This is a genomic window from Thauera carbonicopians, assembly GCF_025699485.1.
Classification (GTDB): Bacteria; Pseudomonadota; Gammaproteobacteria; order Burkholderiales; family Rhodocyclaceae; genus Thauera.
In genome coordinates this window covers 123,514-148,050 of sequence record NZ_JANUXN010000004.1, presented here as the reverse complement: position 1 = coordinate 148,050, position 24,537 = coordinate 123,514, and the positions used below count along the sequence as shown (strand labels likewise).

Below are 24,537 nucleotides of genomic sequence, written 5' to 3'. Positions count from 1 at the left end.
GATCAGCAGCGCGGGGCAGCAAGGCCTCCGCGCCGGATGCAGCATCAGTGTGCCGAAGCCGTGGCTGCGCCGACACCCGTCTGGGCGCGCACGTACTGGTCTTCGAAGGCTTCGATCTCGGCCTTGGCCTCGGCGCTGCTGTCCATCTTCGACACCAGGATGGTGGCGAGGAAGGCGAGCGGCATCGAGAACAGCGCCGGCTGGGTGTAGGGGAAGATCGGCGAGGCGAAGCCCAGCACGTCGACCCACACCGACTTCGACAGCACGACGAAGGTCACCGCGCTGAACAGGCCCAGATAGCCGCCGGCCAGCGCGCCCTTGGTCGTCAGCCCCTTCCAGTACATCGACAGGATCAGCACCGGGAAGTTGGCCGAAGCGGCGACGCCGAAGGCCAGCGCGACCATGAAGGCGACGTTCATCTTCTCGAAGGCCATGCCCAGCAGCACGGCGACGATGCCCAGGCCGATGGTGGCGAACTTGGAGACCTTGATCTCGGTCGTTTCGCTGGCCTTGCCCTTCATGATGACGCGGGCGTAGAGGTCGTGCGAGATCGCCGAAGCGCCCGCCAGCGCCAGGCCGGCCACCACCGCCAGGATGGTGGCGAAGGCCACGGCCGACAGGAAGCCCAGCAGCAGGTTGCCGCCGACCGCCTGCGCCAGGTGCATGGCAATCATGTTGCCGCCGCCGATGACCTTGCCGCCGATCTCGCCGCCTTCGAAGAACTGCGGGTTCTGGCCGACGATGAGGATCGCGCACAGGCCCATGATGGCGATGACGTTGAAGAAATAGGCGACGATGCCCGACGCGTACAGCACCGACTTGCGCGCTTCCTTGGCGTCGGTGACGGTGAAGAAGCGCATCAGGATGTGCGGCAGGCCGGCAGTACCGAACATCAGGCCCAGGCCGAGCGAGATCGCGGTGACCGGATCGGCGAGCAGGCTGCCGGGGTTGAGCAGCTTCTCACCCAGCTTGTGCACTTCCATCGCACGAGTGGTCAGTTCGTCGAACGAGAAGCCGAACTGGCTGAAGGCCAGCACGCCCACCGTGGTGCCGCCGATCAGCAGCATGCAGGCCTTGATGATCTGCACCCAGGTCGTCGCCACCATGCCGCCGAAGGTGACGTACACCATCATCAGAGCACCGACCACGAACAGCGCGATGTTGTAGTCCAGGCCGAACAGCAGCTTGATGAGCTGGCCGGCGCCGACCATCTGCGCCACCAGGTAGAAGCACACCACGGTCAGCGAGCTGATCGCCGCCATCGTCCGCACCTTGCCCTGGTTGAGGCGGTAGGCGGTGATGTCGGCGAAGGTGAACTTGCCCAGGTTGCGCAGGCGTTCGGCCATCAGGAACAGGATGATCGGCCAGCCGACGAAGAAGGACAGCATGTAGATGTAGGCATCGACGCCCTGCATGTACATCATCGCCGTCAGGCCCAGCAGCGTCGCGGCGGACATGTAGTCGCCGGCGATCGCGAGGCCGTTCTGGAAGCCGGTGATGCCGCCGCCCGCGGTGTAGAAGTCGGATGCCGACTTGGTGCGGCTGGCCGCCCAGTAGGTGATGCCGAGCGTCAGCAGCACGAAGACGAAGAACATCACGATGGCGTGCAGGTTCAGCGGCTGCTTCTCCACTTCACCGATGGCCGGTTTGGCCAGCGCGAGCGCCGGAATGGACAGCGCGAGCAGGCTTGCGCCGAGGCGCGATACGAATCGGGTATTCATCATTTTTCCGCCTTCCATGCAGCCTGGACGATTTCCTTGTTGATGTCGTCGAATTCGCCGTTGGCGCGACGGACATAGACCAGGGTCAGGATCCAGAAAACGATGAACTGCACCAGACCAGCGACGATGCCGAAAGTCCAGTTGCTGCCTTCGGACAAACGCATGCCGATCAAGTCGGGGGCGAACGCCACCAGCAGGATGAAACCGTAGAACACCACCAGAACGATGGCCGCCAGAACCGCCGCGAAGCGGGTCCGCTTGGCCACCAGTTCCGTGAACCGTGGATTGCGCCTGATGTGCGCATAGACTGAGCTAGACACTTTCTCCCTCCTCAAGGAAAAGCAACGTTGTGAAACGCCGCCCCCTCCACCCCTCCTTTGTCCGGGCAACCGTCTGACGCAGCGTCCCGATCCGGCGGATGATATATCATTCATAAGATTCCATACACGTCCGTATGGAAATTTTTTATTTGTTTGCACGCACATACCATGGATTCGAACATTTCACTCGACTGCGTCGAGGGCGTCGCCACCATCGCGCTGAACAACCCGGCCAAGCTCAACGCGGTGAATGCGGCGATGTGGCGCGGCCTGTCCGCCGCCATGCAGCGCGTGGCGGACGACCCGTCGATACGCTGCGTCATCCTGCGCGGTGCCGGCGACGAAGCTTTCGCCGCCGGCGGCGACATCGAGGAATTCCTGACCGTGCGCGCCACGGTGGACGACGCCCTGCACTACCACGAGGAACTGGTCGCCGGCGCGCTGGAGGCGGTCCGCAATTGCGCGGTGCCGACGGTGGCGGCGATCCGCGGCGCCTGCATCGGCGGCGGGCTGGAGATCGCCGGCTGCTGCGACATCCGTATCGCCGGCGAGTCGTCGCGCTTCGGCGCGCCGATCAACCGGCTGGGCTTCTCGATGTATCCGGGAGAGATGGCCGGCCTGCTGGCGCTGGTCGGTCCGGCGGTGGTGCTGGAGATTCTGCTCGAGGGCCGCATCCTCAGCGCAGGCGAGGCCCTGCAAAAGGGCCTGCTGTCACGCGTCGTCGAAGACGGCAAGGTGTTCGACGACGCGGCAGCCTGCGCCGCGCGCATCTGCGCCGGCGCGCCGCTGGTGGCACGCTGGCACAAGCAATGGGTGAAGCGGCTGATGGGTGGTTCGCCGCTATCCGCAGCGGAGAAGCGCCAGGCCTTCGACTTCCTGGCAACGGACGATTACCGCGAAGGGCTGGATGCCTTCCTGAACAAGAGAACGCCCCGATTCACGGGGCGTTGATCCCAGCTACGAGACGGAACGAATGGCGGAGGAAATGACGGACGCTCAGCGCTCGCCAGCTTCCCTCAGCGCGGCCCGGAACAAGGCCTCCTTGTCGATTTCCAGCGGCAGCGGCGCATCCGGCGGGCAGATCGTTGCCGGATCGATCGTCTCGTCCTCTGCATTCAGCTCCGCCGGCGTCGGCATGTTGTCGCGAGCGATGTCGAGCGTGCTCATCAGGCTGCCCATGCCGTTGAGCGTGCGCGCCTGGGCCACGGACAGGTCGTAGCGGGCATTCACGTAGGCCCGCCGGGCCTGGAAATACTCGTTCTCGCTGTCGAGCAGATCGAGCAGCGTGCGCTGGCCGATGTCGAACTGCGCCCGATAGGCTTCACGCGCCTTCTCGATCGATAGTTGATGCTGGTCCAGATACGTCAATTGCTCCTGCAGGCGCTGGCTATCGTTGTAGGCGATCGACAGCGTCTGGCGCAGATCGCGGCAGGCTTTCTCGCGCAGATCCTTGCTCATGTTCAGCTCGTCGGCCGCCTGGCGGATGCGCGCCTGATCGGCGCCGCCCCGGTACAGGTTGTAGGTGAACACCAGCTCGACCACGCCTTCGCGGGTATTGCCCCGCACGCCGTCGAGGTTCCGGTCCAGCGCCTGGTGGGCACGCAGATCGAGACGCGGATGGTTGGCCGCACGGCGGACATCGACCATCGCCTGGCTGGCGCGCACGTTCTCCACCGCGGCGTAGAGTGCCGGATTGATCGTGAATGCGGTACGCAGCGCCTCGCGCGCCGAGGCCGGCAGCTTGTCGCGCCCGAGCACCTCGGGCAGCGCAGTCAGGGTCTCGTCCGGCTCGATGCCGACGATGCGCAGGTAGCGGGTGCTGACGTCGTGCAGGTTGGACACTTCGGTCAGCAGGTTCGACTCGGCCAGCGCCAGACGCCCGGTCGCCTGCTCCAGGTCGACCCGCCGTCCCACGCCCGCATTGGTGCGTTCGGCGATCTGATCGTGCACCCGCTTGTGCTCGACATAGTTCTGCTTGGCCAGCGCCACCAGTTCGCGGTAGCGGAGCACGTCGGCATAGGCACGCACGGATTCCAGTGCGGCGTTCTCGGCCGCATCGACCAGCTCGTGGTAGCGCACCAGCCGGGCATGGCCGAGGTGCTTGACCTGATTGCGGGTGAAGAAGCCGTCATAGACCATCTGCTTCAGCGACAGCATCGCACCGCGGCGGGTATAGGTTTCGGTGTCCTCGCCCGGGCGCTTCAGCCTGTCGCGCCCGATGCCGGCAGCCAGATCGACTTCCGGCAGATAGCCGCCGCGGGCGGCATCCTGCTCGGCCCCCGAGGCGTTGAAGGCGTTCCAGCGTGCCTGCACTTCGGGGTTCGACACCACCGCCTGACGCGCCGCATCGCGCAATTGCTCCGGCACCTGGGCCGCAGACAACGAAGGCAGCGCCGCCAGCACGGCAGCCGAAATCAACGTATATAGTCTTTGCATTTTTCTTGTTTCCCCTGGGTACTCGTCCGGCGCACATCGCACATACGCCATGCGCATGAACCCGCAGCAAGCATCGGCAACGATGGTAATGGCCAGATCCTGGAGCATCTGCCAATTAATTAACGTCGCCGCTCAACTAGGGACAATGCCACGATTCCGTCGCCGCGCCGATCCACCATAATCGCCCCCACAGCCCTCCTCCCCCGTCCATGCCTGTCACCGCCACCACCCGCCGCCGCTCAGGACTCGCTCCGCCAGCGTTCGCGGCCTGGCTGTGCGTGCTGAGCTTCAGCGCTCTCGTCGACGCAGTCCCCTCCTTTCCGGGCTTCGAGCGCATGCAGCAGATCGCAGCGCAGCGCTACGAGCCGTCGGCGGTGAAAGCCGTGCTCGCCTGGCGGCAGTTGCTCACCGATCTGCAGCAGGAGGAGCATTCGGTCGACGACAAGCTTGCGCGCGTGAATACCTTCTTCAATGCACGCATCCGCTTCGACGACGACATCGCGGTATGGCGCGTGGCCGACTACTGGGCGACCCCGCTCGAAACACTGGCCCGCGCCGCCGGCGACTGTGAAGACTTCACCATCGCCAAATACATGACGCTGCGCCTGCTCGGCATCGACGACAGCCGCCTTCGCCTGATCTACGTACGCGCCCGCATCGGCGGCCCGGGCAGCCAGGTATCGCAGGCCCACATGGTTCTGGGCTATTACCCCGAGCCGGGGGCGGAACCGCTGATCCTCGACAACCTGATCCGCGACATCCGGCCGGCCGCGCGGCGCCCCGATCTGTTCCCGGTATTCAGCTTCAACGCCGATGGCCTGTGGGTGGCCGGCGCCCGGCAGCCGTCGGCCGACCCCGGCGCCCGGCTGTCGCGCTGGCGTGACGTGCTCGACCGTGCCCGCGCCGAAGGCCTCGTTCTTCCAGACAAACAGCCATGACCGCCCATTTTTTCCGGAGCCGCCGCACCATGTCCCTGATCAAGCAACTCTGGCTCGCGATCGCCCTGGTCACCGCGCTGTCGCTCGGTGGCAGCTTCATCGTCAGTACCTTGTCGGCCCGCCACTACCTACAGCAGGAGCTGGCGCTCAAGAACATGGACAACGCCACCTCGCTGGCCCTGTCCCTGTCGCAGATGCCCAAGGACGACGTCACCGTCGAACTGCAGATCGCCGCCCAGTTCGACGCCGGACACTATCGCCTGATCCGCTTGACGAGTCCGGGCGGCGACGTGCTCGTCGAACGCGAATACAGCGGCGAGGCGGCAAAAGCGCCACGCTGGTTCATGACCCTGGTGCCGATCGAAACCCATGCCGGCATTGCCCAGGTGCAGGACGGCTGGCGCCAGTTCGGCACGCTGCAGGTCGAGACGCACGACCGCTACGCTTACGACTCGTTATGGGCGGCAAGCCTGCAACTGCTGGGGTGGTTCCTGGGAGGCGGCCTGCTGACGGGGCTGATCGGCACCCTTGCTCTGAAGCGCATCACCCGCCCGCTCGCAAGCATGGTCGAGCAGGCAGAAGCCATCGGCAATCGCCGCTTCATCACCATCCCCGAACCTCGCACCCTGGAGTTTCGCAGCGTCGTGCGCGCCCTGAACGCCTTGTCCGAACGCATCCGCACGATGCTGACCCAGGAATCGCAAAGGCTGGAGCAATTGCGCCGCCAGACCCAACACGACGAACCGACCGGCCTGTTCAACCGCTCGCAGTTCCTGAATCAGCTCGACGCCGCCCTGTCGCGCGACGACGCCGATGCCAGCGGCTTCATCTACGTGCTGCGGATCACCAACCTGGTCGAGCTGAACCGGCACGCCGGGCGCGCCAGGGTGGACGAAACACTCGTTCGGCTGGCGGCCGCGCTGCGCGCCTTCCCACTCCCCGCCGCCCGGCTCGACCATGGCCGCCTGAACGCATCCGAGTTCGCGCTGCTGACCCAGGGTGAAGGCGAAGACAGCCTCGGCATGCTCGACACCCTGACCGCGCAATTGCATGCGCTCGTGCGCGAGCAATTGCCGGAAGCGGAGCTCTTCGCCGCGAGCGCCCACTACACCGCCGGCGAGGCACGCGGACCGCTGCTGGCATGTCTCGACGGCGCCCTCGCCAGGGCTGAACAGAGCGGCGCCCGCCACAGCGTGATCGCCGACGCACGACCACCGCTATACACCAGCGTCGACGCCTGGCGGGCGGCCATCGTCGAAGCGCTGGAGCACGACGGCCTGGCCCTGCATCGCTTTCCGGTGCTCGACATGGGAGGCCAGGTGCTCCACTACGAATCTCCGGTCCGGCTCCGCCTGGCAGGCAACTGGCTCGATGCCGGACAGTTCCTGCCCTGGGCTGCCCGCTGCGGCCAGGCCAAGCAGATCGATGCGCGCGTGCTCGCCGCGGCTTGCGCAACACTCGCCAGAGACCCTGCCTGCCCGGGGCTGGCGATCAACCTCTCCACCGAGGCGCTCGGCCACACCGGCATGCGCGAGCACTTCATCTCCACCCTGCAGGCCCATCGCCAGATCGCCCACCGGCTGTGGGTGGACGTGCAGGAATGCTCCGCGCTCCGCCACCCGACCGAGTTCCGCATGCTCTGCGCCGCGCTGGGCGCGCTCGGCTGCAAGGTCGGACTGAAGCATGCCGGGCAGGACTTTGCCCGTTTCCCCGAGCTGCACGAACTGGGGCTCGATTACATCAAGATCAGCGCAGCCTTCATCCGCGACATCGACCACACCCCGGGCAATCAGGCCCTGGTGCGCAGCTTATGCACGCTCGCCCACTCCATCGGCCTGAAGGTGATTGCCGAGGGCGTCGGCAACGGCGACGAAGCCTCGGCCCTCGCCGGACTCGGCCTGGACGGCATGACCGGCCCCGGTCTGCCGGCTGCTCCCGCCCGAAGCATGCCCTGAGCCCACGCAGATACCCCGGTCCACGATGGCGACAGCGCCTTTCTTTGCCCAGCCGAGGAACACGATCACGCTGTGCGATGGCAGCCGCATGCCAGAATTCCGGGTGTAGCCGGCACTTCCCGGCAACACCCGGCCGATGCCACGGACATCGCATCGGGTCGTGCCCGAACGTGCTTGACTCACCATTTCTTTCTGAAAGGTTGCCTGACTCGTGGCTGAAGGATCTGTAGCGGACTTCCCGCTCGAGGTGACACCGCCGGAGCCCGCCGGAGCGGCTGCAGACGCGCCGTCCGGCACCACCGACGACCTGCTCGACTGCCTGTTGCTGGTGGCGCGCACCCACGGCCGCGCGACGACGCGCGACGCGGTCCTCGCCGGCCTCCCCGTCGGCGCCGAAGGCCTGAAGCCTTCGCAGTTCGAGCGCGCAGCCAAGCGGGCCGGCTTCACCAGCCGCATCGTGTGCAAGCCGCTCGACAGGCTCAACGACGCACTGCTGCCGACCATCCTGCTGCTGCACGGCAACACCGCCTGCGTGCTGATGGGCTGGAGCGAGGATCGCAGCCATGCCCGCGTGGTCTTCCCCGAGCTCGGCGAAGCGGTGGTCGACCTCCCCTTGCCGGAATTGCAGGCGCGCTGGAGCGGCCGCGCGATCCACATGCGGCCGAAGATGCATTTGGATGCGCGAACCCCGGCCGTGCGCAGCCACCGCGGCGAACACTGGTTCTGGGGCGCGATCATCGAGAACCGCTCGCTGTACCGGGACGTGCTGCTGGCCGCCTTCATGATCAACGTCTTCGCGCTCGGCGTGCCGCTGTTCACGATGAACGTGTACGACCGCGTGGTGCCCAACAACGCGGTCGAAACCCTGTGGGTGCTTGCCGCAGGCGTCATCGTCGTACTGGTCGGCGACCTCGTGCTGCGCACGCTGCGCGGCTATTTCGTCGACCTGGCCGGCAATCGCGCCGACCTGCGGATCTCGGCGCTGATCATGGAGCGCGTGCTCGGCATGCGCATGGAAGAGCGCCCCGCCTCGGCCGGCTCCTTCGCCGCCAACCTGCGCGCCTTCGAATCGGTACGCGACTTCATCGGCTCGGCGACGGTGGTGGCCTTCATCGACGTGCCCTTCGCCGTGGTCTTCCTGGTGGTGATCGGCTGGATCGCGTGGCCGATGCTGCTGCCCTTCGTCGTCGGCGTCGCCATCGTGCTGCTCTACGCGCTGAGCGTGCAGCACCGTATGCACGAGCTGTCCGAGCTGACCTATCGCGCCGGCGCCCAGCGCAACGCCACGCTCATCGAAGGCCTGGTCGGACTCGAAACCGTCAAGTCGCTCGGCGCCGAGGCGCCGCTGCAGCTCAAGTGGGAAAAGAGCGCCGCGCTGCTGGCCCGGGTCGCAGCCCAACTGCGGCTGCTGTCGGCCACCGTCAGCAACGGCACCTCGACGGTGCAGCAACTGGTCAACGTGTCGATGATCGTGCTCGGCGTCTATCTGATCGGCCGCGGCGAACTGTCGATGGGCGGCCTGATCGCCTGCTATCTGCTGTCATCGCGCGCGATGGCGCCGATCGGCCAGGTCGCCGGCCTGCTGATCCAGTACCACAATGCCTCCACCGCGCTCGAATCGCTCGACCAGATGATGAAGCGCGAAGTCGAGCGCCCCGAAGGCAGCAGCTTCATCAGCCGCGGCAGCTTCCGCGGCGAGATCGAGTTCCGCGACGTCAGCTTCACCTACCCGGGCCAGGAAACCGAGTCGCTGCGCGCGGTGTCGCTGCGCATCCGTCCGGGCGAGCGGGTCGGCATCCTCGGCCGCATCGGCTCGGGCAAGACGACGCTGGAAAAGCTCATCCTCGGCCTGTACCGGCCCACCGCCGGCGCAGTGCTGATCGACGGCATCGACCAGCGCCAGCTCGACCCCGCCGAGCTCCGCCGCCACATCGGCTACGTGCAGCAGGACAGCACGCTGTTCTACGGCACCCTGCGCGAGAACATCGCCATCGCGGCGCCGCAAGCCGACGATGCGGCCGTCATCCACGCCGCCGAAACGGCCGGCATCCTCGACTTCGTCAACTCGCATCCGCGCGGCTTCGACATGCTGATCGGCGAACGCGGCGAATCCCTCTCCGGCGGCCAGCGCCAGGGCGTCGCCATCGCCCGCGCAGTCATCAACGACCCGCCCATGCTGCTGCTCGACGAACCGACCGCGTCGATGGACCACTCGAGCGAGGAAACGATCAAGCGCCGGCTGGCCGAATTCGCCCGCGACAAGACGCTGCTGATCGTCACCCATCGCACCTCGCTGCTCGACCTCGTCGATCGCGTCATCGTGCTCGACGGCGGGCGCATCGTCGCCGACGGGCCCAAGGCCCAGGTGGTCGAAGCCCTGCGCCAGGGCCGCATCGGGAGGGGCGCGTGATGGGAGCCATCGAAGAACGCGCCTTCAAGCGCATCGGCGAGCTCTCCGGCCGCCCCGCAAATGCCGGCAGCCGGGTGTTCAGCGGGCTGCTGTCGCGGCTGAGCGCGATCGAGCGCGACGACAGCCTCGACTGGTCGAGCGATGCCGACTGGGCCCGCCTGCAGCAGGAACCACTGCGCGCCCGTGTCCTGCTGCGTATCGCCGCGGTGGTGGTGCTGTTGCTGCTGATCTGGGCGGCCTTCGCCAAGGTCGATGAAGTCACCCGCGGCGAAGCCAGGGTCATCCCGTCGCGCCAGTTGCAGATCGTGCAATCGGTCGACGGCGGCGTGGTCGACAGCATCGAGGTGCGCGAAGGCCAGGTCGTCGAAGCCGGCGAACTGCTGCTGAAGGTCGACCCCACCCGCTTCATGTCCTCGCTGCTCGAAAACCGTGCCGAATATCTCTCGCTCGAGGCCAAGCGCACGCGGCTCGAGGCGCTGACCCAGGGCACCCCGTTCTCGCCGCCGGCGGAAGTCGAGCAGGAAGCAGCGGACATCGTCGCCCACGAACGCCGGCTCTACGAGTCGTCGCAGGCCGAGATGGAGGCACAGCTTTCGATCGCCCGCGACCAGCGGCGCCAGCGCGAACAGGAGCTGAACGAGGTCCGGGCGCGCCATTCGCAAGCCAGCAGCGCCCTCGGCCTCGCCCAGCAGGAACTGAAGGTGACCAAGCCGCTGGCCTCGTCGGGCGCGGTTTCCGAAGTCGAACTGCTGCGCCTGGAACGCGACGTCGCGCGCCTGCGCGGCGAGCGCGACCAGGCTGCGGCGCAGATATCGCGGGTGCAGTCGGCGATCGCGGAATCGACGCGCAAGATCCAGGAGGTCGAGCTGAACGTCCGCAACCAGTTGCGCGGCGAACTCTCCGAAACCATGTCGCGGCTGAGCAGCCTGTCACAAGGCAGCCGGATGCTGGCCGACCGCGTCAAGCATGCCGAGATCCGCTCGCCGGTGCGCGGCACCGTGCAGCGCCTGCGGGTGAACACCGTCGGCGGTGTGGTCCAGCCGGGCAAGGAAGTGGTGGAGATCGTGCCGCTCGACGATGCGCTGATCCTCGAAGCCAGGATCAAGCCGAGCGACATCGCCTTCCTGCGCCCGGGCCAGCAGGCGCTGGTCAAGTTCTCCGCCTACGACTTCGCGATCTATGGCGGGCTCGAAGCCGAGGTCGAGCACATCTCGGCGGACACCGTGGTCGATGAAAAGGGCAACGCCGCCTATGTCATTCGCGTGCGCACGCACGAATCGACGCTGGGCGAGGACCTGCCCATCATCCCGGGCATGATGGCCGACGTCGATATCCTCACCGGCAAGAAAACCATCCTTTCCTATCTGCTCAAGCCCGTGCTGCGGGCAAAAGCCAACGCGCTGACAGAACGATGAACCGAGACATCTTCATCAGCGGCCATGCCATCGCGGCCGCTCGCTGGCAACAAGCCCTCCCCCACGCGCTGATCGCCGAATCCGGCCGCGGCTTCGGCATCGGCCCGAACGATCTGGTCTGGTTGAGCGCCGAGCTGCCCGACTGGCGCAGCCGGATCGCCGAGCTGGTCAGGCAGAACGGCTGCAGCGTGGTGGTGCTGTCGCTGCAGCCCGACCAGCACGAAGCGATCGCCGCGCTCGAACTGGGCGCCCGCGGCTATGCCCATGCCCTCGCCGCGCCGTCCCTGCTGCGCGAGATCGCCACGGTGGTGCGGCACGGCGGCCTGTGGGTCGGCGAGGAACTGATCAGCCGGCTGCTGGGCGCGCTGCAATCCCGCCTGCCGGCGGCGAACCACGGCACGCTCGCCGCGCTGTCGCAGCGCGAACGCGAAGTGGCGCAGGCAGTGACTTCCGGCATGAGCAACAAGGAGGTCGCACGCGTGCTCGGCATCACCGAGCGCACGGTCAAGGCCCATCTGGGCGCCATCTTCGAGAAGCTGGGCGTACGCGACCGGCTGCAACTGGCACTGCGCGTCGGCGCCGCCGCCACGATGCCGGCCGGCAGCGCCCCGGCGCCGGTTTCCGGCGCAAGCTCCCCTGCCCTGTCCTTTGGTCCAATGGCCCTGGCCGCCGGCGCGGCATAGGATCGGATCATATTGAAATCCTGACCGGGCGCACTGGTGCCCGGGTCGCTTCCAACTCCAGAAGAGGCGTGCAATGGCTACCAGCCTTCCTCCCGTCGCAACCGTCGTCACGATCCATGGCGCTGCATTTGCGCGCGACGCCGACGGCAACACCCGTCCACTCAAGACCGGCGATACGCTGCGCGAAGGCGAAACCCTCGTCACTTCCGCCGGCAGCCGCGTCGAACTGGCCATGGCTGACGGCAGCCAACTGGCAATCCCCGAAAACCAGACCATCGCCATCGGCACCGAGATGGACGAGAGCACTCGCCCGGCAGCGGCCGACGCCCAGCTTGCCAGCGCAGACATCGAAAACGTGATCCAGGCGCTGGAACAGGGCGGCGATCTCGGCGACGCGCTCGAAGACCCGGCGGCCGGCCTGGCCGGCGGTGGTGGCGGCGAAGGCAACAACTTCGTGCGCCTGCTCCGCATCGCCGAAGGCGTGGCTCCACTCGAATTCGAGTTCGGCATCCTGCCGCCGGAAGAGCCGCTGTTCTTCCTGGGCGGGCCGGACGGCTCCGACGACACGCCGGAACCGCCCACCACCCTGGTGCCACCGTCGACGGAGAACGTCACCGAAACCATCACCGTCACGCTCACCGACACCATCACGCTGACCGAGACCGTCACCCAGCCGGTCACCGACACCGTGAGCGGCATCATCACCGACACGATCACCGGACAGGTCACACAGACGACGGCTTCCACGGTGACCGAAACCGCCACCATCACCGAAACCGGCACCAGCACCATCACGGATACCGTCACCAGCACGGCCACGCAGACTGCCGCCGGCCCGGTCGTCACCGAAACCATCACCGCCACTGCAAGCAGTACCGGCACCGTGACCGAGACCGGCACTGCCACCGTCACCCAGACCGCCGCCGGCCCCGCCGTGACTGAAACCATCACCGTCACCGCGACCAGCACCGGTACCGTGACCGAAACCGGCACCGCCACCGTCACCCAGACCACCGCCGGCCCGGCCGTGACCGAGACCGTCACGGTCACGGAAACCAGCACTGGCACCGTGACCGAAACCGGCACCGCCACCCAGACCGCCAACGGCCCCGACCTCACCGAAACCGTCACCGCGACGGCGACCGGCACCGCCACCGTGACCGAAACCGGCACAGCCACCGTCACTCAGACCGCCAGCGGACCGGCCGTCACCGAAACCGTTACTACGACCGAGACCAGTACAGGTACCGTGACCGAAACCGGGACCACCACCGTCACTCAGACTGCCAACGGTCCCGCCGTCACCGAAACCGTCACTGCCACGGAAACCAGTACCGGCACCGTGACCGAAACCGGGACCGCCACCGTTACCCTGACCACCGCCGGTCCTGTCGTGACCGAAACCATCACCACGGAAACCGAGACCGTTACCACGACCACAACCCCGTTCATCTCCGAAGAGCACGCAATCACTTCTGAAGGGCGCATCGAGACCGGGGATTTCAACTTCGCATTCACATCGGCCGGCCCCGGCAATATTCATGTCAATAACGGCTGGCTAGGGATCTCCCAACTCCCCGAGGACACGCAAATTGGCCGCGGCGAAGCGGTGAGCGTTGCCATTACCGATAATGATGGCAACCCCGCAAACATTCGTTCCGTGGTGCTGAAGGTCGAGGCCGAAGGCATGGAAACCGTGTTCACAGTAACGGTGAACGGCATCCCCCAGACCTACACCCTGCCAAAGGGTGAACACAACATCGTCATCTCTTCCAATACGCCTTTCAGTGACTTCCGTATCGAGCATGAAAAAGGCAGGTTCAGAGTGGGAGCTCTCCAAGCCGGTGAGCGGGAAGTCACGGAAACCGAAACCGTCACTGCTACCGCCACGCAAACGACCACCGGACCGGCCGTGACCGAAACCGTCACCGCCACCGAAACCACCACCGATACCGCGACCGAAACCGGGACCGCCACCATCACGCAGACCACCACCGGACCGGTCGTCACCGAAACCGTCACCGCCACGGAAACCAGTACCGCTACCGTGACTGAAACCGGAACCACCACCGTTACGCAGACCGCCACCAGCCCGGCCGTCACCGAAACCGTCACCGCCACGGAAACCAGTACCGGCACCGTGACCGAAACCGGCACCACCACCGTCACCCAGACCGCCACCAGCCCGGCCGTCACCGAAACCGTCACCGCCACGGAAACCAGTACCGGCACCGCGACCGAAACCGGTACCGACACCATCACGCAAACCGCGACCAGCCCGGCCGTGACCGAGACCGTCACTGTCACCGAAACCAGTACCGGCACCGTGACCGAAACCGGCACCGACACCATCACTCAGACCGCCAGCGGCCCGGCCGTGACAGAAACGGTGACCGCCACGGAAACCAGTACCAGCACGGCGACCGAAACCTTCACCGACACCGTCACGCAGACTGCCACCGGCCCCGAGATCACCGAGACCGTCACCGAATACACCGAGACCGTCACGCTCAGCCAATGGACCGAGACGGTGACGCTGCCAGCAGCCACCGAAACGATCACCGATACCGCAACCGTGACCAGCACGGCGACCGATACGGTACAAAGCCAGACCGTCACCGGAGAAGCGCTGTCGGCAAGCGACCTGCTGCCCCAGGACGATGTCCTTGCCGGCGGCAGCGTCTCCAGCGGCAGCAGCGGCGCAGGCCCCGACGTCTTCGTGGCCTTCCACTCGGACCCGGCCAGCCAGTTGCTGCAGAACACACCGACGGTCGAATGAAACGCGACGCTTCGCGTTGAATGGCGGCGGGCTCCGGCCCGCCGCCGCATGCTTTTCCGAAGAGGCGAAAGATCGATGAGGATTCTGTTCATCCACGAGGGACTGGGCCAGTTCCAGACCCTGCACGAATACCTGAACAGCCAGGGGCTGGCACATTCCTGGTTCCTGTGCAGCACCGGCGTCCATAACGCCAACAAGGACAAGATCCCCAACCTGGTCCCGTTCGCCGTCGCCAGCGAGAATCCGGACAGCTACTTCTATACCAAGAACCTGGAAGCCCGCATCCAGCGTTCATTCCTGATCAAGCAGGCAATCGGCGAACTGCTCAAGAAGACCGGCATCGACCTCATCGTCGCCCATGGCTCGGGCGGTTTCCCGCTGCAGCTCTTCGACGAATTCGACATTCCCATCATCAGCTACATCGAATTCCCGTCCTTCGGCCATCACGGCCACGACCCCAAGTATCCGCAGCCGGACTACGCCACTTTCCGCGACAAGGTGTTCGAGATGACGAGCTATCACCAGGCGCTGAAGAGCGACCTGGTGATCGTGCCCAGCGCCTACGCCAGGGAGATGTTCCCGGCCTGTCTGCGCGAGCGCATCGTGCCGCAGATGGAAGGTTTCGACATCAAGCGCAAACCCTCGACCTTCGCCAAGGAAGAAGGCGTATTCCACATCGGCTTCTCTGCCCGCGACCTGTCCTCGGCAAAGGGCTTCGAGCAATTCATCCTGATCGCCAAGGAAATTCTCAAGCGCCGGCCGCAGGTTCGCTTCGTTTTCTGCGGCGCGCCGAAAGTCCTCTACAGCTACGAGGAAAACTTTCTGCAGAACAGTTTTCCCGCCGAATCGCGGCCGGAATCCTTCATGCAATACGTGCTGCAGCGCGAAGGCATCACGCTGGGCGAAGGATCGAGCTTCCAGCACGTCAGCTTCGCCGGCTACGACGACTTTGCCAGCTACGTCGAGGCCATGGACATGTTCCTCTACCCGCTGCAATTCGGCTCGGCCAACTGGGGGCTGTTCGAACTGCTGTTCCGCGGCAAGACGATCGTCGCCAGTGATCGCTGCTTCGTGCCCGAAGTCATCCACCACGGTCATAACGGCCTGCTGTGCAAATACGACGACATCGCCAGTTGGGTACGCTACGCCACCGAGATCATCGACGCCCCGCAGGACTTCGTCCATCTGGGCGAGAACGCACTGGCCGATGCCCACCAGCGCTTCCACATCAGCAAGGTCGCGCCGCGCTATCTGTCGATCTTCGACACCGTGATCCAGCGCCGCAAGCTCGGCGTCTTCTGAACCGACACAGCCACGGAGGCCCACATGCCGTACGTCGAGCGGAATTCCAGCGGAAAAATCATTGCAGCCCGGCTGACGCCCTCGGCAAGCGCCCTGGAATGGGTCGATGCCGGAAACCCCGAACTCGCCGCCCTGACCGGCAAGCCGATCCCGGAGGACACACGTGCGTCCCTCGAATACACGGATCAGGGGCTCATCCGCGTGCTCGAAGACCTCATCGACACCTTGCTCGCCAAGGACGTGATCCGCTTCACCGACCTTCCTCTCCCCGCCCAGAACCGTCTCCTGCAAAGACGCTCGCTGCGCGATTCGCTCAACCGCAATGCGGATCTGCTCGACGACGACGGAGGATTGCTTTAGGCGCGCGGATCACGCCAAAGAACAAAAGCCAGGCGAATGAAGGATCCGCCTGGCTTTCTTTTTTGGGCAGTGCCCCACAGGCACTGCCCCGCGCATGCTGCGTGATCAGACGATCTGGCGACGGCGCCCCCAGGCCAGCCCGGCAAGCCCCAGGCCGAGCAGCGCCAGCGAGGCGGGCTCCGGCACCTGCGAGTCGCCACCGACGGTGATACCGTCGAAGGCCAGACCGGAGTGATAATCCATGTCGCGCCAGCCCGAAACACCGAACTCGAGAATGTAATCGCCGGCATCGGCGATGTCGAAGCTCATATTGAGCCAGCCGGTATAGCCGCAGCCAATATCAAAGCACTCTCCGGAGTCTGCGCCCAACGGCGACCAAACAGGTGCCCCGCCAATAATGGACACATTCGACGAACCCTGGCTTTGCGCACCGGTAAGATCATTTCCATCCGGCGTAGTGCGAACGGTAAGCAACATCGTGGACTGGGTCAGATCGGCAGACAGCAAACGCACCCAAGCGTAATCGGCGTAGCGCCCACCGTCGGACGTGATGTAGTTGAAGTCGAACGACAGCCTGTCGCCCGCATTGACGGAGAACACACTAGTCTGCACGAAAGATCCCCCGACGCTACCGCCTCCGGGCAAGGTCGTGCCATTGACTCCACCATTCGTCGACACCCAGCCATAGGCGCCGCCGTTGGGCGAGGCCGTCACCACCCCATCCTCGCCCGAAGTACCGTAGCCACCCATTCCCGTCCAGCCGCCCGGAAGTCCTCCGTCGAACGACGCCAAGGGCGCAGCAGAGGCCATCGCCGAAAAGCACAGCGTTGCCGCCGCAACCAGGCTCGAAACTGCAGCCGATTTCGACGCCAAACAGTTTTTATAAGACATGGACAAGCTCCTGATAATTGTTCGTTCAAAGCAGAGCAACTGATTTGCCCAACTATCAGCAACAGGCGTGCCACCATTTTTACGCCGAATCGAAAAAACCCCGAAAACTCTGCCACATGTCCTGCAACGCCCTGATCCTATGAAAAACAGGTCTTCCAAACAATTGATTTCATTATTCGATTTCGAGGGCCGTGATCTCTTTCACGAAGACATGCGGAAAAGTCCAAAGGCAAATCTTCATGAGTCTTGCCGATGCCTTTTCCAAGGCAACTGTAAATCTTTCCGACGCTTCGAGAGGCTGCGGCCCTTGCTGGAGCACGAGCGGAAAAGCATCTGCCAGGGCGCCGAAGACCTGCTGGAGCACGAGCGGAAAAGCATCTGCCAGGGCGCCGAAGACCATGTCCGCATCGCCAATCCCGAGCTACCTCCGCGGCGCCTGAAAACAGTGCAGTGGCCGGCGTCGGCCGCATACCCGATTGCCGGTTCAAGGCCCGCCCAGCGCCGGCCTCATTCCGACAGCGGTTCCGTATATTCCTCGACCCTGATGCCGCGCATCCGGTAGCCTGCACTGCCCATTTCGGAATCGATCCGGCCCACGTTCAGCACGCCATCCACCCACACCGGCGACATGTTCATGCCGGCCGGCACCGGCTTGTCCGGGATCACATGGATGAGCTGGTTCGCCGGCGGCGGCGGCACATGCACGCAGGCGCCGAAATAGGGTACGAGCAGGAACTCGCGGATCGTCCTGCCGTCGCCTTCGAGCGGGACGACGAAGCCGGGAATGCGCACCGACTGGCCCGCCAAGCGCTCGACCACCGGCGCGCGGTCCCACTCCTCGCGCATCCGCGTCATGATCTCCATCGCACGCGGATCGTTGTCCTGCAGGTCGTCGATCTGCAGGTCGGCGAAGAACTTCTGCGGATCCCAGTCGGCAGGGATGAGATCGTCCCAGCTTATCTCGCGAAAAGGCGTTGCCGCGCCCTTGCCGGCACTCTTGCCCGCTTTCTCCTTCGCCGGCTCGAGCCGGTCGCCGACCTGATAGTCGCCGCCGGACTGCGCGAACACGGCCGGAGCCGGGCCAAAACCGCCGGCCAGGGCGAGCGCGCCGGCCAGGATGCCGACACGGAGGGAAGGCAGGGAAAACCGGGGCAATACAGACATCTTCATATCCTGATCGTCAAGCCATCAGCCAGGGAATAACGGTAGGCGCGCCATGCCGGGACGAGGCTGGCCGCCAGGCTGGCGCCGAGCACCGCACCCAACAGGCGCCATTCACCCGCCGACGGCCAATCCGGTGCGAGATTCAGGCCGTATTGGGCGGACAGCCACGGCGCCGCGACGACGACCACACCATACAGCAGCGCGAGCCCGAGCACGATGCCCGCCAGCGACAGCAGCAGGCTTTCGAAGGCGAGCAAGGCGAAGATCTGCAGCGGGCTGGCGCCGAGCGCACGCAGGATCGCCAGTTCGCGCCGGCGCTCGCCCAGGCTGGCGACGACCACTGCCACCAGGCCGGCCAGGCCCACGGCCACGACCAGCGCCGACACCGCCAGCAGCGCGCGCTCGGCCATGCCCACCAGCGACCACAGCTCCTGCAGCGTGGCGCCGGGCAGGATCGCCGTCAGCGGTTCGCCGGCCATGGTGTTGATCTGGCGCTGGACACGGAACACCGCGATGCGGCTGTCGAGGCCGACCAGCGCGGCGGTGACCGACTTCGGGCTGAGGTCGAACTTGCGCACCTGCTCGGGCGCGATCGACAGCCCCGGGATCGGTGCGCCGCCGTGCCAGTCGATATGGATCGCCTCGATACCTTCCAGGCCCACCAGCACGCTGCGGTCGACCGGCGTGCCGGTGCGCGCCAGCACGCCGACGATGGTGAAGGGTTTGTCGGCATGGTCGGCGAAGCGCGGCCCGCCCTCCCCGCCCAGGCTGCCGTGGCTGAGCACGATCCTTTGGCCGGGGCGATAACCGAAGCGCGCTGCCACTTCGGCACCGACGACCGCTTCGAAGATGCCGTCCGGCGCCACGGCAAAGACGCGCCCCTGTCCAAAAGCCAGTGCGCGATCAGCGCCGTGGCGGTAATGTGCGAAGAAATCCGCCGTGGTGCCGACCACCCGCATGCCGCGATGCGAGTCGCCCAGCGAGATCGGCACCAGCCATTTCACCTGCGGCAGCGCGGCGATGCGCTCCATGCTCTGCCACGACACGTTGTTGCTCGCGTTGCCGATGTGGAACACCGAATACAGCAGCAACTGCACCGCGCCGCCGCGCGCGCCGACGACCAGATCGGTACCCGAAATGGTCTGCGCGAAGCCCTCGCGCGCGTCGTTGCTCAGGCGCTCCACGCCCAGCAGCAGGGCGACCGACAGCGCGACCGCGATCACCGTCAGCACCACCGACAGGCGGCGGTTGCCGATGCTGCGCAGGCTGAGCGCCAACACCGGCGTCATGTTCCAGCCTCCGCGGCCGCGGCATGGTTGATCTGCGCCAGATCGAGCACGCGGTCGAAATGCGCCGCGAGCCGCAGGTCGTGGCTGACGAACAACAACGCCGCGCCCGAGGCCGCGCATTCGCCCAGCAGCAGGTCGACGAAAGCCTGTTGGCGGTCGGCATCGAGCGCCGAAGTCGGTTCGTCGGCGATGATCAGGCCGGGCCGGCCGATCAGGGCGCGCGCCGCGGCGACACGCTGCTGCTGGCCGACCGACAGCTCGGCCGCAGGACGTTCGAGCGCCCCGGCGTCGAGGTCGAGGCGGCTGGCGAGGCGTGCAGCCTCGGCCTGGGCCGACACCCCCGCGGCGCACAGCCGCGCCCGCCGCGCGGCGGAAAAGCGGCAGGCGAGCAGGATGTTGTCGCGCGCGGACAGATAGGGCAGCAGGTTGAAGAGCTGGAAGACGAAGCCGATGTTGTCGGCCCGGAAGCGGTCGCGCGCGCCGGTCGACAGGCGTGACAGCGGCTGGCCGGCGACGCTGACCTCGCCCGCCTGCGGCTGGATCACGCCGCCGACCAGCGACAGCAGCGTGGTCTTGCCGCTGCCGCTGGGGCCGCGCAGGAATACGCGCTCGCCGGCCACCAGCGTCAACGCGTCGATCGCCAGGCAATCGGCGTGCGCCTTCGGCCAGCGATAGCGCAGCCCACTGACTGCGACCGCGGCGCAGCCGGCGCCAGGTGCCGCATCCGAGGTCACAGCGGCAGTTCGGTCTTGCCCGGGGTCAGCACAGCGGCGCCCTGGCCGGAAGCCGTCGCCCGCTCGGCACGCACTTCACGCAGGCGCGGGAAGCTGTCGAACAAGCGGGCATTCAGGCTGTCGAGCCGGTCCGGCGAGCTGCACTCGAAGCGATAGCTTGCCGTCAGATCGGCATGGCCTTCCTGTGCCGCCGCACCCTGCACGTCGCTGTGCCCGTGGCCATGGTCATGGCCGGGCTGCTCACTCTGCAGCCACGGCGAGTCGAGCTTCGCCCCCAGCAACTGGCAGCCGGCCGCGGCCGGCAGGCTGAACAGCGCGGCGCCGTCGCGCAGCAGCGTTTCGGCATCGGCCATGGCCTTGCGCTGTTCGTCGCTGCGCGGCTCGTGCTCGAAGCCCACCAGGTTGTCGAGCGGGCTGAGGAACTCGATCACCAGCGCCTTGCCGGCGCTCGCCACCCGCAGCGTGGCCACGCCATGTTCGTGCGCTGCATGGGCGTGATGGTCATGCTCATCGTGGTGATCATGGGCGTGCAGGACGTGGAAAGGCATCGCGCAGAACAGCGCGCTGGAGACGATCAAAACAAGGCGTGCAGGTTTCATTGTTCCTCCGGAAACGGATCGGGCTGGATCGAGCCGTCTTTAATGCTACAATGTTGCATCAAAAACGGACAAGCTCCTTTCCATTTCCTTCGTTTCCGTTTCTGTCCACTCGACTCTGTCCGTTCCTGCCGCCCGACAGGCCCCCATCACCGCAATGCCAGACCGCCCGTCTTCCGCCTTCGTTCCCGCCCGTGACCTGATCGCCGCTCATGGCGGCCGGGTCACGCGCACGCGCGTGGCCGTCATCGAAGCGCTGCAGGCCAGCCCGCATCCGCTGTCGCACGACGAGATCGGCGCCACGCTGGCGGCCGCCGGCATCGCACACGACCGCGTCACGCTTTACCGCGCGCTCGACTGGCTGGTCGAGCAAGGCATCGCGCAGCGCATCGCCGGCGGCGAGCGGGCTTGGCGCTTCGAGATCCGCAGCGACGGCGAGCACCGCCACGCGCACTTCCATTGCGACCGCTGCGGCCAGATCCTGTGCCTGGAAGACGTGCCCGCCGGCCCCGATCCGGCCTTGCCGGCCGGCTTCGAGCTCGCCCGCAGCGAACTGGTGTTCCACGGCGCCTGCGCCGACTGCGGGCGCGAAGGTGCCAAGGTGGCCAAGCGATGAGTACCCATGACCACGGCAGCGCCGACGCTGCCACGCCTGCACACTCGGCTCGGCCCCGGGCCCCGCAGGACTCACGCGCCTACCCCCCGTACCCACCTCGCAGCCTGCTCGGCGTCGGCGTCCTCGCCCGCCTGGGCGTCGCTGCGCTCGCCACCGGCCTGCTGTGGCTGACCGTGCTGTGGGCACTGGACTGAAGACATGCATCCCGCCCCGCCTCCGCTGATCCGCATCGAGAACCTGACGCTCGGCTACGACCGCCATCCGGCGGTGCACCACCTGAGCGGCGACATTCCGGCCGGTGCCCTGGTCGCCGTCATCGGTCCCAACGGTGCAGGCAAATCGACCCTGCTGAAGGGCATCGCCGGTGAATTGCGGCCAATCGGCGGCCGCATCTTGATGCCCGGCCTGTTACCGGGCGCACTGGCCTACCTGCCGCAGCGCGGCGAGATCGACCACAGCTTCCCGGTTTCGGTGTTCGACGTCGTCGCGATGGGCCTGTGGCGCGAGATCGGCGCTTTCGGCGGCCTGTCGCGCCAGCAGCGCCAGCGGGTGCGCGAGGCGCTGGCCGCGGTCGGCATGTCCGGCTTCGAGGCGCGCCCGATCGGCTCGCTGTCGGGCGGCCAGCTGCAGCGCGCGCGCTTCGCCCGGCTGATGCTGCAGGATGCGCCGCTGATCCTGCTCGACGAGCCCTTCGCCGCCATCGACAGCCGCACCGTGGACGATCTGGTGCAGCTCATCCTCGGCTGGCACCGCGAAGGCCGCACGGTGCTGACCGTGGTGCACGACTTCGAGCAGGTCCGCCGCCACTTCCCCACCTGCCTGCTGCTGTCGCGCGAACCCGTCGCCTTCGGCCCCACCGCCCAGGTGCTGACGCCGGAGATGCTGGCGCGCGCGCGCCGCCTGTCCGAGGCCTTCGACGAGGACGCGCCGGAGTGCCACATCGAGCAGCCGGCCCAGGCCTTGCCGCCGGATGCCGGCCCACATGCCCACGGGCATGCTCATCACCACGAACACGGCTCGCACCGGCATTGATCCGCAGCCGCTGCGCTGCCAACGCTCATCCTTTCATCGTGACCGAATTCCTGCTCGCCCCCTTCACCGACTTCGCCTTCATGCGCCGCGCGCTCGCCGGCTGCCTGGCGCTGGCGCTCGGCGCCACGCCGGTCGGCGTGTTCCTGCTGCTGCGCCGCATGAGCCTGATGGGCGACGCGATGAGCCACGCCATCCTGCCCGGCGCGGCGCTCGGCTACCTGGCCTTCGGCCTGTCGCTCGGCGCGATGACGATCGGCGGCATCGTCGCCGGCATCGTCGTAGTGCTGGCCGCCGGCCTGGTGACGCGCGCCTCGGTGCTGAAGGAGGACGCCAGCCTCGCCGCCTTCTACCTGCTGTCACTGGCGGCCGGGGTCATGATCGTGTCGCTGCGCGGCCGCAACCTCGACCTGCTGCACGTGCTGTTCGGCTCGGTGCTGGCGCTCGACGACGGCTCGCTGCTGCTGATCGCCTCGATCGCCAGCGTCACGCTGTTCTGCCTCGCCGTGCTGTTCCGGCCGCTGGTCATGGAGTGCTTCGATCCGGCCTTCCTGCGCGGTATCAGCCGCTGGTCGCCGGTGGCGCACTACGGCTTCCTGATGCTGGTGGTGCTGAACCTGGTCAGCGGCTTCCATGCGCTCGGCACGCTGATGGCGGTCGGCATCATGATCCTGCCTTCGGCCGCGGCGCGGCTGTGGGCGCGCGGGCTGCCGGCGCTGCTGCTGCTGGCGGTGCTGTTCGCCTTCGGCAGCGGCGTGGCCGGCCTGCTGCTGTCCTTCCATGCCGACGTGCCGGCCGGACCGGCGATCGTGCTGGTGTGCGGCCTGGTCTATTTCGTTTCGCTGCTTGCCGCGCCCGGCGGCCTGCTGGTCGCCCGCCTGCCGGTGCGCCACCACCTCGAATCCTGAATTCCTCCAACGCCCCGTAAGAAAGGCACCGCCATGAAAGCTTTCCGCCCCTCAGTGCGCCGGCTCGCCGGCCTGCTCGCACTCTTCGCCCTGACCACCTCCGGCGTACAGGCGCAGGCCGAGCCGCTCGACGTCACTGCCAGCTTCAGCATCCTGGGCGACATGGTGCGCGAGGTCGGCGGCGACAGGGTCCGTGTGCGCCCGCTGGTCGGCGCCAACGAGGACGCCCACGCCTTCCAGCCGCGGCCGTCGGACGCACGCCAGATCGGCAGTTCGGCGCTGGTGGTGGTCAATGGCCTCGGTTTCGACGACTGGATGGCGCGACTCGCGCGTTCAGGCGGCTACAAGGGCACCGTCGTCGTTGCCAGCGAGGGGGTGAGCACGATCGAGATGGCGGATGACGATCACGACCATGATCATGATGACCACCACGGCCACGATCACGACCATGGCCACGGCGCCGACCCGCATGCCTGGCAGGATCTCGGCAACGCCCAGCGCTACGTGGCCAACATCGCCGCGGCGCTGGCGGCGGCCGACCCGGCCCACGCCGACAGCTACCGCGCCAATGCGGAACGCTACCAGGGCGAGCTGAAGGTGCTGGACGCCGAGATCCGTGCCGCCTTCGCCGCGCTGCCGGCCGAACGCCGCAAGGTCGTCACTTCGCACGATGCCTTCGCCTATTTCGGCAAGGCCTACGGCATCCGCTTCCTGGCGCCGGTGGGCGTGTCGAACAATGCCGAACCCACGGCCAGGGGCGTCGCCCGCCTGATCATTCAATTGAAGGCCGAGAAGATTCCCGCGGTGTTCATCGATAACATCGCCGATCCGCGCCTGATCGAGCGCATCCGCGCCGAAAGCGGCACGCGCATCGGCGGCACGCTGTATTCGGACGCGCTGTCGGCCGCCGACGGCCCGGCCCCGGACTACCTGTCGATGATGCGCAGCAACTTCAAGGTGCTGCACGAGGCGCTGTCGGCGCCGTAAGCCG

Annotated in this window: 23 protein-coding genes; 14 read left to right on the top strand and 9 right to left on the bottom strand. The window is 66.6% G+C overall.

What is annotated here, in order from left to right:
• Nucleotides 1–44: 44 nt before the first annotated feature.
• Together NX068_RS08060 and NX068_RS08055 are read right to left on the bottom strand one after the other, a co-directional pair.
• Entirely contained in the window at nucleotides 45–1,721 is a 1,677-nt protein-coding gene (locus NX068_RS08060; RefSeq protein ID WP_263460969.1) for a cation acetate symporter, read from the bottom strand.
• Nucleotides 1,721–2,041, bottom strand: a complete 321-nt coding sequence (locus tag NX068_RS08055; protein ID WP_263460773.1) for a DUF485 domain-containing protein — start codon at nucleotides 2,039–2,041, stop codon at nucleotides 1,721–1,723. The genes NX068_RS08060 and NX068_RS08055 overlap by 1 nt, the downstream gene beginning before the upstream one ends.
• Nucleotides 2,042–2,209: 168 nt before the next feature.
• Between NX068_RS08055 and NX068_RS08050 the strand changes: the two genes are divergently transcribed.
• Complete coding sequence (locus tag NX068_RS08050; protein ID WP_263460772.1) at nucleotides 2,210–2,992, top strand: enoyl-CoA hydratase/isomerase family protein; 783 nt, start codon at nucleotides 2,210–2,212, stop codon at nucleotides 2,990–2,992.
• Between the two features lie 45 nt (nucleotides 2,993–3,037).
• On the opposite strand, the gene NX068_RS08045 is transcribed toward NX068_RS08050, so the two are convergent.
• The gene (locus NX068_RS08045) at nucleotides 3,038–4,477 is read right to left on the bottom strand and encodes a TolC family outer membrane protein (RefSeq protein WP_263460771.1); all 1,440 of its coding nucleotides are present in this window, start codon (nucleotides 4,475–4,477) and stop codon (nucleotides 3,038–3,040) included.
• 209 nt (nucleotides 4,478–4,686) lie between these two features.
• Between NX068_RS08045 and NX068_RS08040 the strand changes: the two genes are divergently transcribed.
• From NX068_RS08040 to NX068_RS08005, 8 genes are all read left to right on the top strand, one after another.
• Nucleotides 4,687–5,415, top strand: coding sequence for a transglutaminase-like cysteine peptidase (locus NX068_RS08040; protein WP_327084810.1), 729 nt, complete (start codon nucleotides 4,687–4,689; stop codon nucleotides 5,413–5,415).
• A 29-nt stretch (nucleotides 5,416–5,444) separates the two neighbouring features.
• On the top strand, nucleotides 5,445–7,370 hold the full coding sequence (locus NX068_RS08035; protein WP_263460770.1) for an EAL domain-containing protein: 1,926 nt from the start codon (nucleotides 5,445–5,447) through the stop codon (nucleotides 7,368–7,370).
• A gap of 211 nt (nucleotides 7,371–7,581) precedes the next feature.
• On the top strand, nucleotides 7,582–9,780 hold the full coding sequence (locus NX068_RS08030; protein ID WP_442806711.1) for a type I secretion system permease/ATPase: 2,199 nt from the start codon (nucleotides 7,582–7,584) through the stop codon (nucleotides 9,778–9,780).
• Nucleotides 9,780–11,195: an HlyD family type I secretion periplasmic adaptor subunit gene (locus tag NX068_RS08025; RefSeq protein WP_263460769.1), complete on the top strand. Its 1,416-nt coding sequence runs from the start codon at nucleotides 9,780–9,782 to the stop codon at nucleotides 11,193–11,195. The genes NX068_RS08030 and NX068_RS08025 overlap by 1 nt, the downstream gene beginning before the upstream one ends.
• A complete protein-coding gene (locus NX068_RS08020) occupies nucleotides 11,192–11,878 on the top strand; it encodes a LuxR family transcriptional regulator (protein WP_263460768.1) in 687 nt (228 codons plus the stop codon). The genes NX068_RS08025 and NX068_RS08020 overlap by 4 nt, the downstream gene beginning before the upstream one ends.
• A 73-nt stretch (nucleotides 11,879–11,951) precedes the next feature.
• Complete coding sequence (locus NX068_RS08015) at nucleotides 11,952–14,657, top strand: retention module-containing protein (protein ID WP_263460767.1); 2,706 nt, start codon at nucleotides 11,952–11,954, stop codon at nucleotides 14,655–14,657.
• A gap of 75 nt (nucleotides 14,658–14,732) precedes the next feature.
• A complete protein-coding gene (locus NX068_RS08010) occupies nucleotides 14,733–15,959 on the top strand; it encodes a glycosyltransferase (RefSeq protein WP_263460766.1) in 1,227 nt (408 codons plus the stop codon).
• Between the two features lie 24 nt (nucleotides 15,960–15,983).
• Complete coding sequence (locus NX068_RS08005; protein ID WP_263460765.1) at nucleotides 15,984–16,319, top strand: hypothetical protein; 336 nt, start codon at nucleotides 15,984–15,986, stop codon at nucleotides 16,317–16,319.
• Nucleotides 16,320–16,424: 105 nt separating this feature from the next.
• Here the strand turns inward: NX068_RS08005 and NX068_RS08000 are convergent, their stop codons facing one another.
• The 6 genes from NX068_RS08000 to NX068_RS07975 form a co-directional block, all read right to left on the bottom strand.
• A complete protein-coding gene (locus tag NX068_RS08000; protein ID WP_263460764.1) occupies nucleotides 16,425–17,210 on the bottom strand; it encodes an NF038132 family protein in 786 nt (261 codons plus the stop codon).
• Nucleotides 17,211–17,382: 172 nt separating this feature from the next.
• Nucleotides 17,383–17,610 (bottom strand): hypothetical protein, encoded by a 228-nt coding sequence (locus NX068_RS07995; RefSeq protein WP_263460763.1) that lies wholly within the window; start codon nucleotides 17,608–17,610, stop codon nucleotides 17,383–17,385.
• 107 nt (nucleotides 17,611–17,717) lie between these two features.
• On the bottom strand, nucleotides 17,718–18,374 hold the full coding sequence (locus tag NX068_RS07990) for a DUF3299 domain-containing protein (protein ID WP_263460762.1): 657 nt from the start codon (nucleotides 18,372–18,374) through the stop codon (nucleotides 17,718–17,720).
• A gap of 2 nt (nucleotides 18,375–18,376) precedes the next feature.
• A complete protein-coding gene (locus tag NX068_RS07985; RefSeq protein ID WP_263460761.1) occupies nucleotides 18,377–19,663 on the bottom strand; it encodes an ABC transporter permease in 1,287 nt (428 codons plus the stop codon).
• Entirely contained in the window at nucleotides 19,660–20,397 is a 738-nt protein-coding gene (locus tag NX068_RS07980) for an ABC transporter ATP-binding protein (RefSeq protein WP_263460760.1), read from the bottom strand. Before NX068_RS07980 ends, NX068_RS07985 begins: the two co-directional genes overlap by 4 nt.
• Nucleotides 20,394–20,996, bottom strand: a complete 603-nt coding sequence (locus tag NX068_RS07975) for a DUF2796 domain-containing protein (RefSeq protein WP_263460759.1) — start codon at nucleotides 20,994–20,996, stop codon at nucleotides 20,394–20,396. The genes NX068_RS07980 and NX068_RS07975 overlap by 4 nt, the downstream gene beginning before the upstream one ends.
• Before the next feature lie 154 nt (nucleotides 20,997–21,150).
• Between NX068_RS07975 and NX068_RS07970 the strand changes: the two genes are divergently transcribed.
• The 5 genes from NX068_RS07970 to NX068_RS07950 are packed head-to-tail and all read left to right on the top strand — an operon-like array spanning nucleotide 21,151 to nucleotide 24,533.
• Entirely contained in the window at nucleotides 21,151–21,609 is a 459-nt protein-coding gene (locus NX068_RS07970) for a Fur family transcriptional regulator (RefSeq protein WP_263460758.1), read from the top strand.
• The gene (locus tag NX068_RS07965) at nucleotides 21,606–21,803 is read left to right on the top strand and encodes a hypothetical protein (RefSeq protein WP_263460757.1); all 198 of its coding nucleotides are present in this window, start codon (nucleotides 21,606–21,608) and stop codon (nucleotides 21,801–21,803) included. The genes NX068_RS07970 and NX068_RS07965 overlap by 4 nt, the downstream gene beginning before the upstream one ends.
• Nucleotides 21,804–21,807: 4 nt before the next feature.
• On the top strand, nucleotides 21,808–22,641 hold the full coding sequence (locus NX068_RS07960) for a metal ABC transporter ATP-binding protein (RefSeq protein ID WP_263460756.1): 834 nt from the start codon (nucleotides 21,808–21,810) through the stop codon (nucleotides 22,639–22,641).
• Nucleotides 22,642–22,679: 38 nt separating this feature from the next.
• Nucleotides 22,680–23,546: a metal ABC transporter permease gene (locus tag NX068_RS07955; RefSeq protein WP_263460755.1), complete on the top strand. Its 867-nt coding sequence runs from the start codon at nucleotides 22,680–22,682 to the stop codon at nucleotides 23,544–23,546.
• 33 nt (nucleotides 23,547–23,579) lie between these two features.
• A complete protein-coding gene (locus NX068_RS07950) occupies nucleotides 23,580–24,533 on the top strand; it encodes a metal ABC transporter solute-binding protein, Zn/Mn family (RefSeq protein ID WP_263460754.1) in 954 nt (317 codons plus the stop codon).
• The last annotated feature ends 4 nt before the right edge of the window (nucleotides 24,534–24,537 follow it).

What these genes read in the sequence shown, in the direction of transcription:
- NX068_RS08060 (WP_263460969.1), bottom strand. Translation starts at nt 1,721, where the DNA reads ATGAATACCCGATTCGTATCGCGCCTCGGCGCAAGCCTGCTCGCGCTG.
- NX068_RS08050 (WP_263460772.1), top strand. Translation starts at nt 2,210, where the DNA reads ATGGATTCGAACATTTCACTCGACTGCGTCGAGGGCGTCGCCACCATC.
- NX068_RS08045 (WP_263460771.1), bottom strand. Translation starts at nt 4,477, where the DNA reads ATGCAAAGACTATATACGTTGATTTCGGCTGCCGTGCTGGCGGCGCTG.
- NX068_RS08040 (WP_327084810.1), top strand. Translation starts at nt 4,687, where the DNA reads ATGCCTGTCACCGCCACCACCCGCCGCCGCTCAGGACTCGCTCCGCCA.
- NX068_RS08035 (WP_263460770.1), top strand. Translation starts at nt 5,445, where the DNA reads ATGTCCCTGATCAAGCAACTCTGGCTCGCGATCGCCCTGGTCACCGCG.
- NX068_RS08025 (WP_263460769.1), top strand. Translation starts at nt 9,780, where the DNA reads ATGGGAGCCATCGAAGAACGCGCCTTCAAGCGCATCGGCGAGCTCTCC.
- NX068_RS08020 (WP_263460768.1), top strand. Translation starts at nt 11,192, where the DNA reads ATGAACCGAGACATCTTCATCAGCGGCCATGCCATCGCGGCCGCTCGC.
- NX068_RS08015 (WP_263460767.1), top strand. Translation starts at nt 11,952, where the DNA reads ATGGCTACCAGCCTTCCTCCCGTCGCAACCGTCGTCACGATCCATGGC.
- NX068_RS08010 (WP_263460766.1), top strand. Translation starts at nt 14,733, where the DNA reads ATGAGGATTCTGTTCATCCACGAGGGACTGGGCCAGTTCCAGACCCTG.
- NX068_RS08005 (WP_263460765.1), top strand. Translation starts at nt 15,984, where the DNA reads ATGCCGTACGTCGAGCGGAATTCCAGCGGAAAAATCATTGCAGCCCGG.
- NX068_RS08000 (WP_263460764.1), bottom strand. Translation starts at nt 17,210, where the DNA reads ATGTCTTATAAAAACTGTTTGGCGTCGAAATCGGCTGCAGTTTCGAGC.
- NX068_RS07995 (WP_263460763.1), bottom strand. Translation starts at nt 17,610, where the DNA reads ATGGTCTTCGGCGCCCTGGCAGATGCTTTTCCGCTCGTGCTCCAGCAG.
- NX068_RS07990 (WP_263460762.1), bottom strand. Translation starts at nt 18,374, where the DNA reads ATGTCTGTATTGCCCCGGTTTTCCCTGCCTTCCCTCCGTGTCGGCATC.
- NX068_RS07985 (WP_263460761.1), bottom strand. Translation starts at nt 19,663, where the DNA reads ATGACGCCGGTGTTGGCGCTCAGCCTGCGCAGCATCGGCAACCGCCGC.
- NX068_RS07975 (WP_263460759.1), bottom strand. Translation starts at nt 20,996, where the DNA reads ATGAAACCTGCACGCCTTGTTTTGATCGTCTCCAGCGCGCTGTTCTGC.
- NX068_RS07970 (WP_263460758.1), top strand. Translation starts at nt 21,151, where the DNA reads ATGCCAGACCGCCCGTCTTCCGCCTTCGTTCCCGCCCGTGACCTGATC.
- NX068_RS07965 (WP_263460757.1), top strand. Translation starts at nt 21,606, where the DNA reads ATGAGTACCCATGACCACGGCAGCGCCGACGCTGCCACGCCTGCACAC.
- NX068_RS07960 (WP_263460756.1), top strand. Translation starts at nt 21,808, where the DNA reads ATGCATCCCGCCCCGCCTCCGCTGATCCGCATCGAGAACCTGACGCTC.
- NX068_RS07950 (WP_263460754.1), top strand. Translation starts at nt 23,580, where the DNA reads ATGAAAGCTTTCCGCCCCTCAGTGCGCCGGCTCGCCGGCCTGCTCGCA.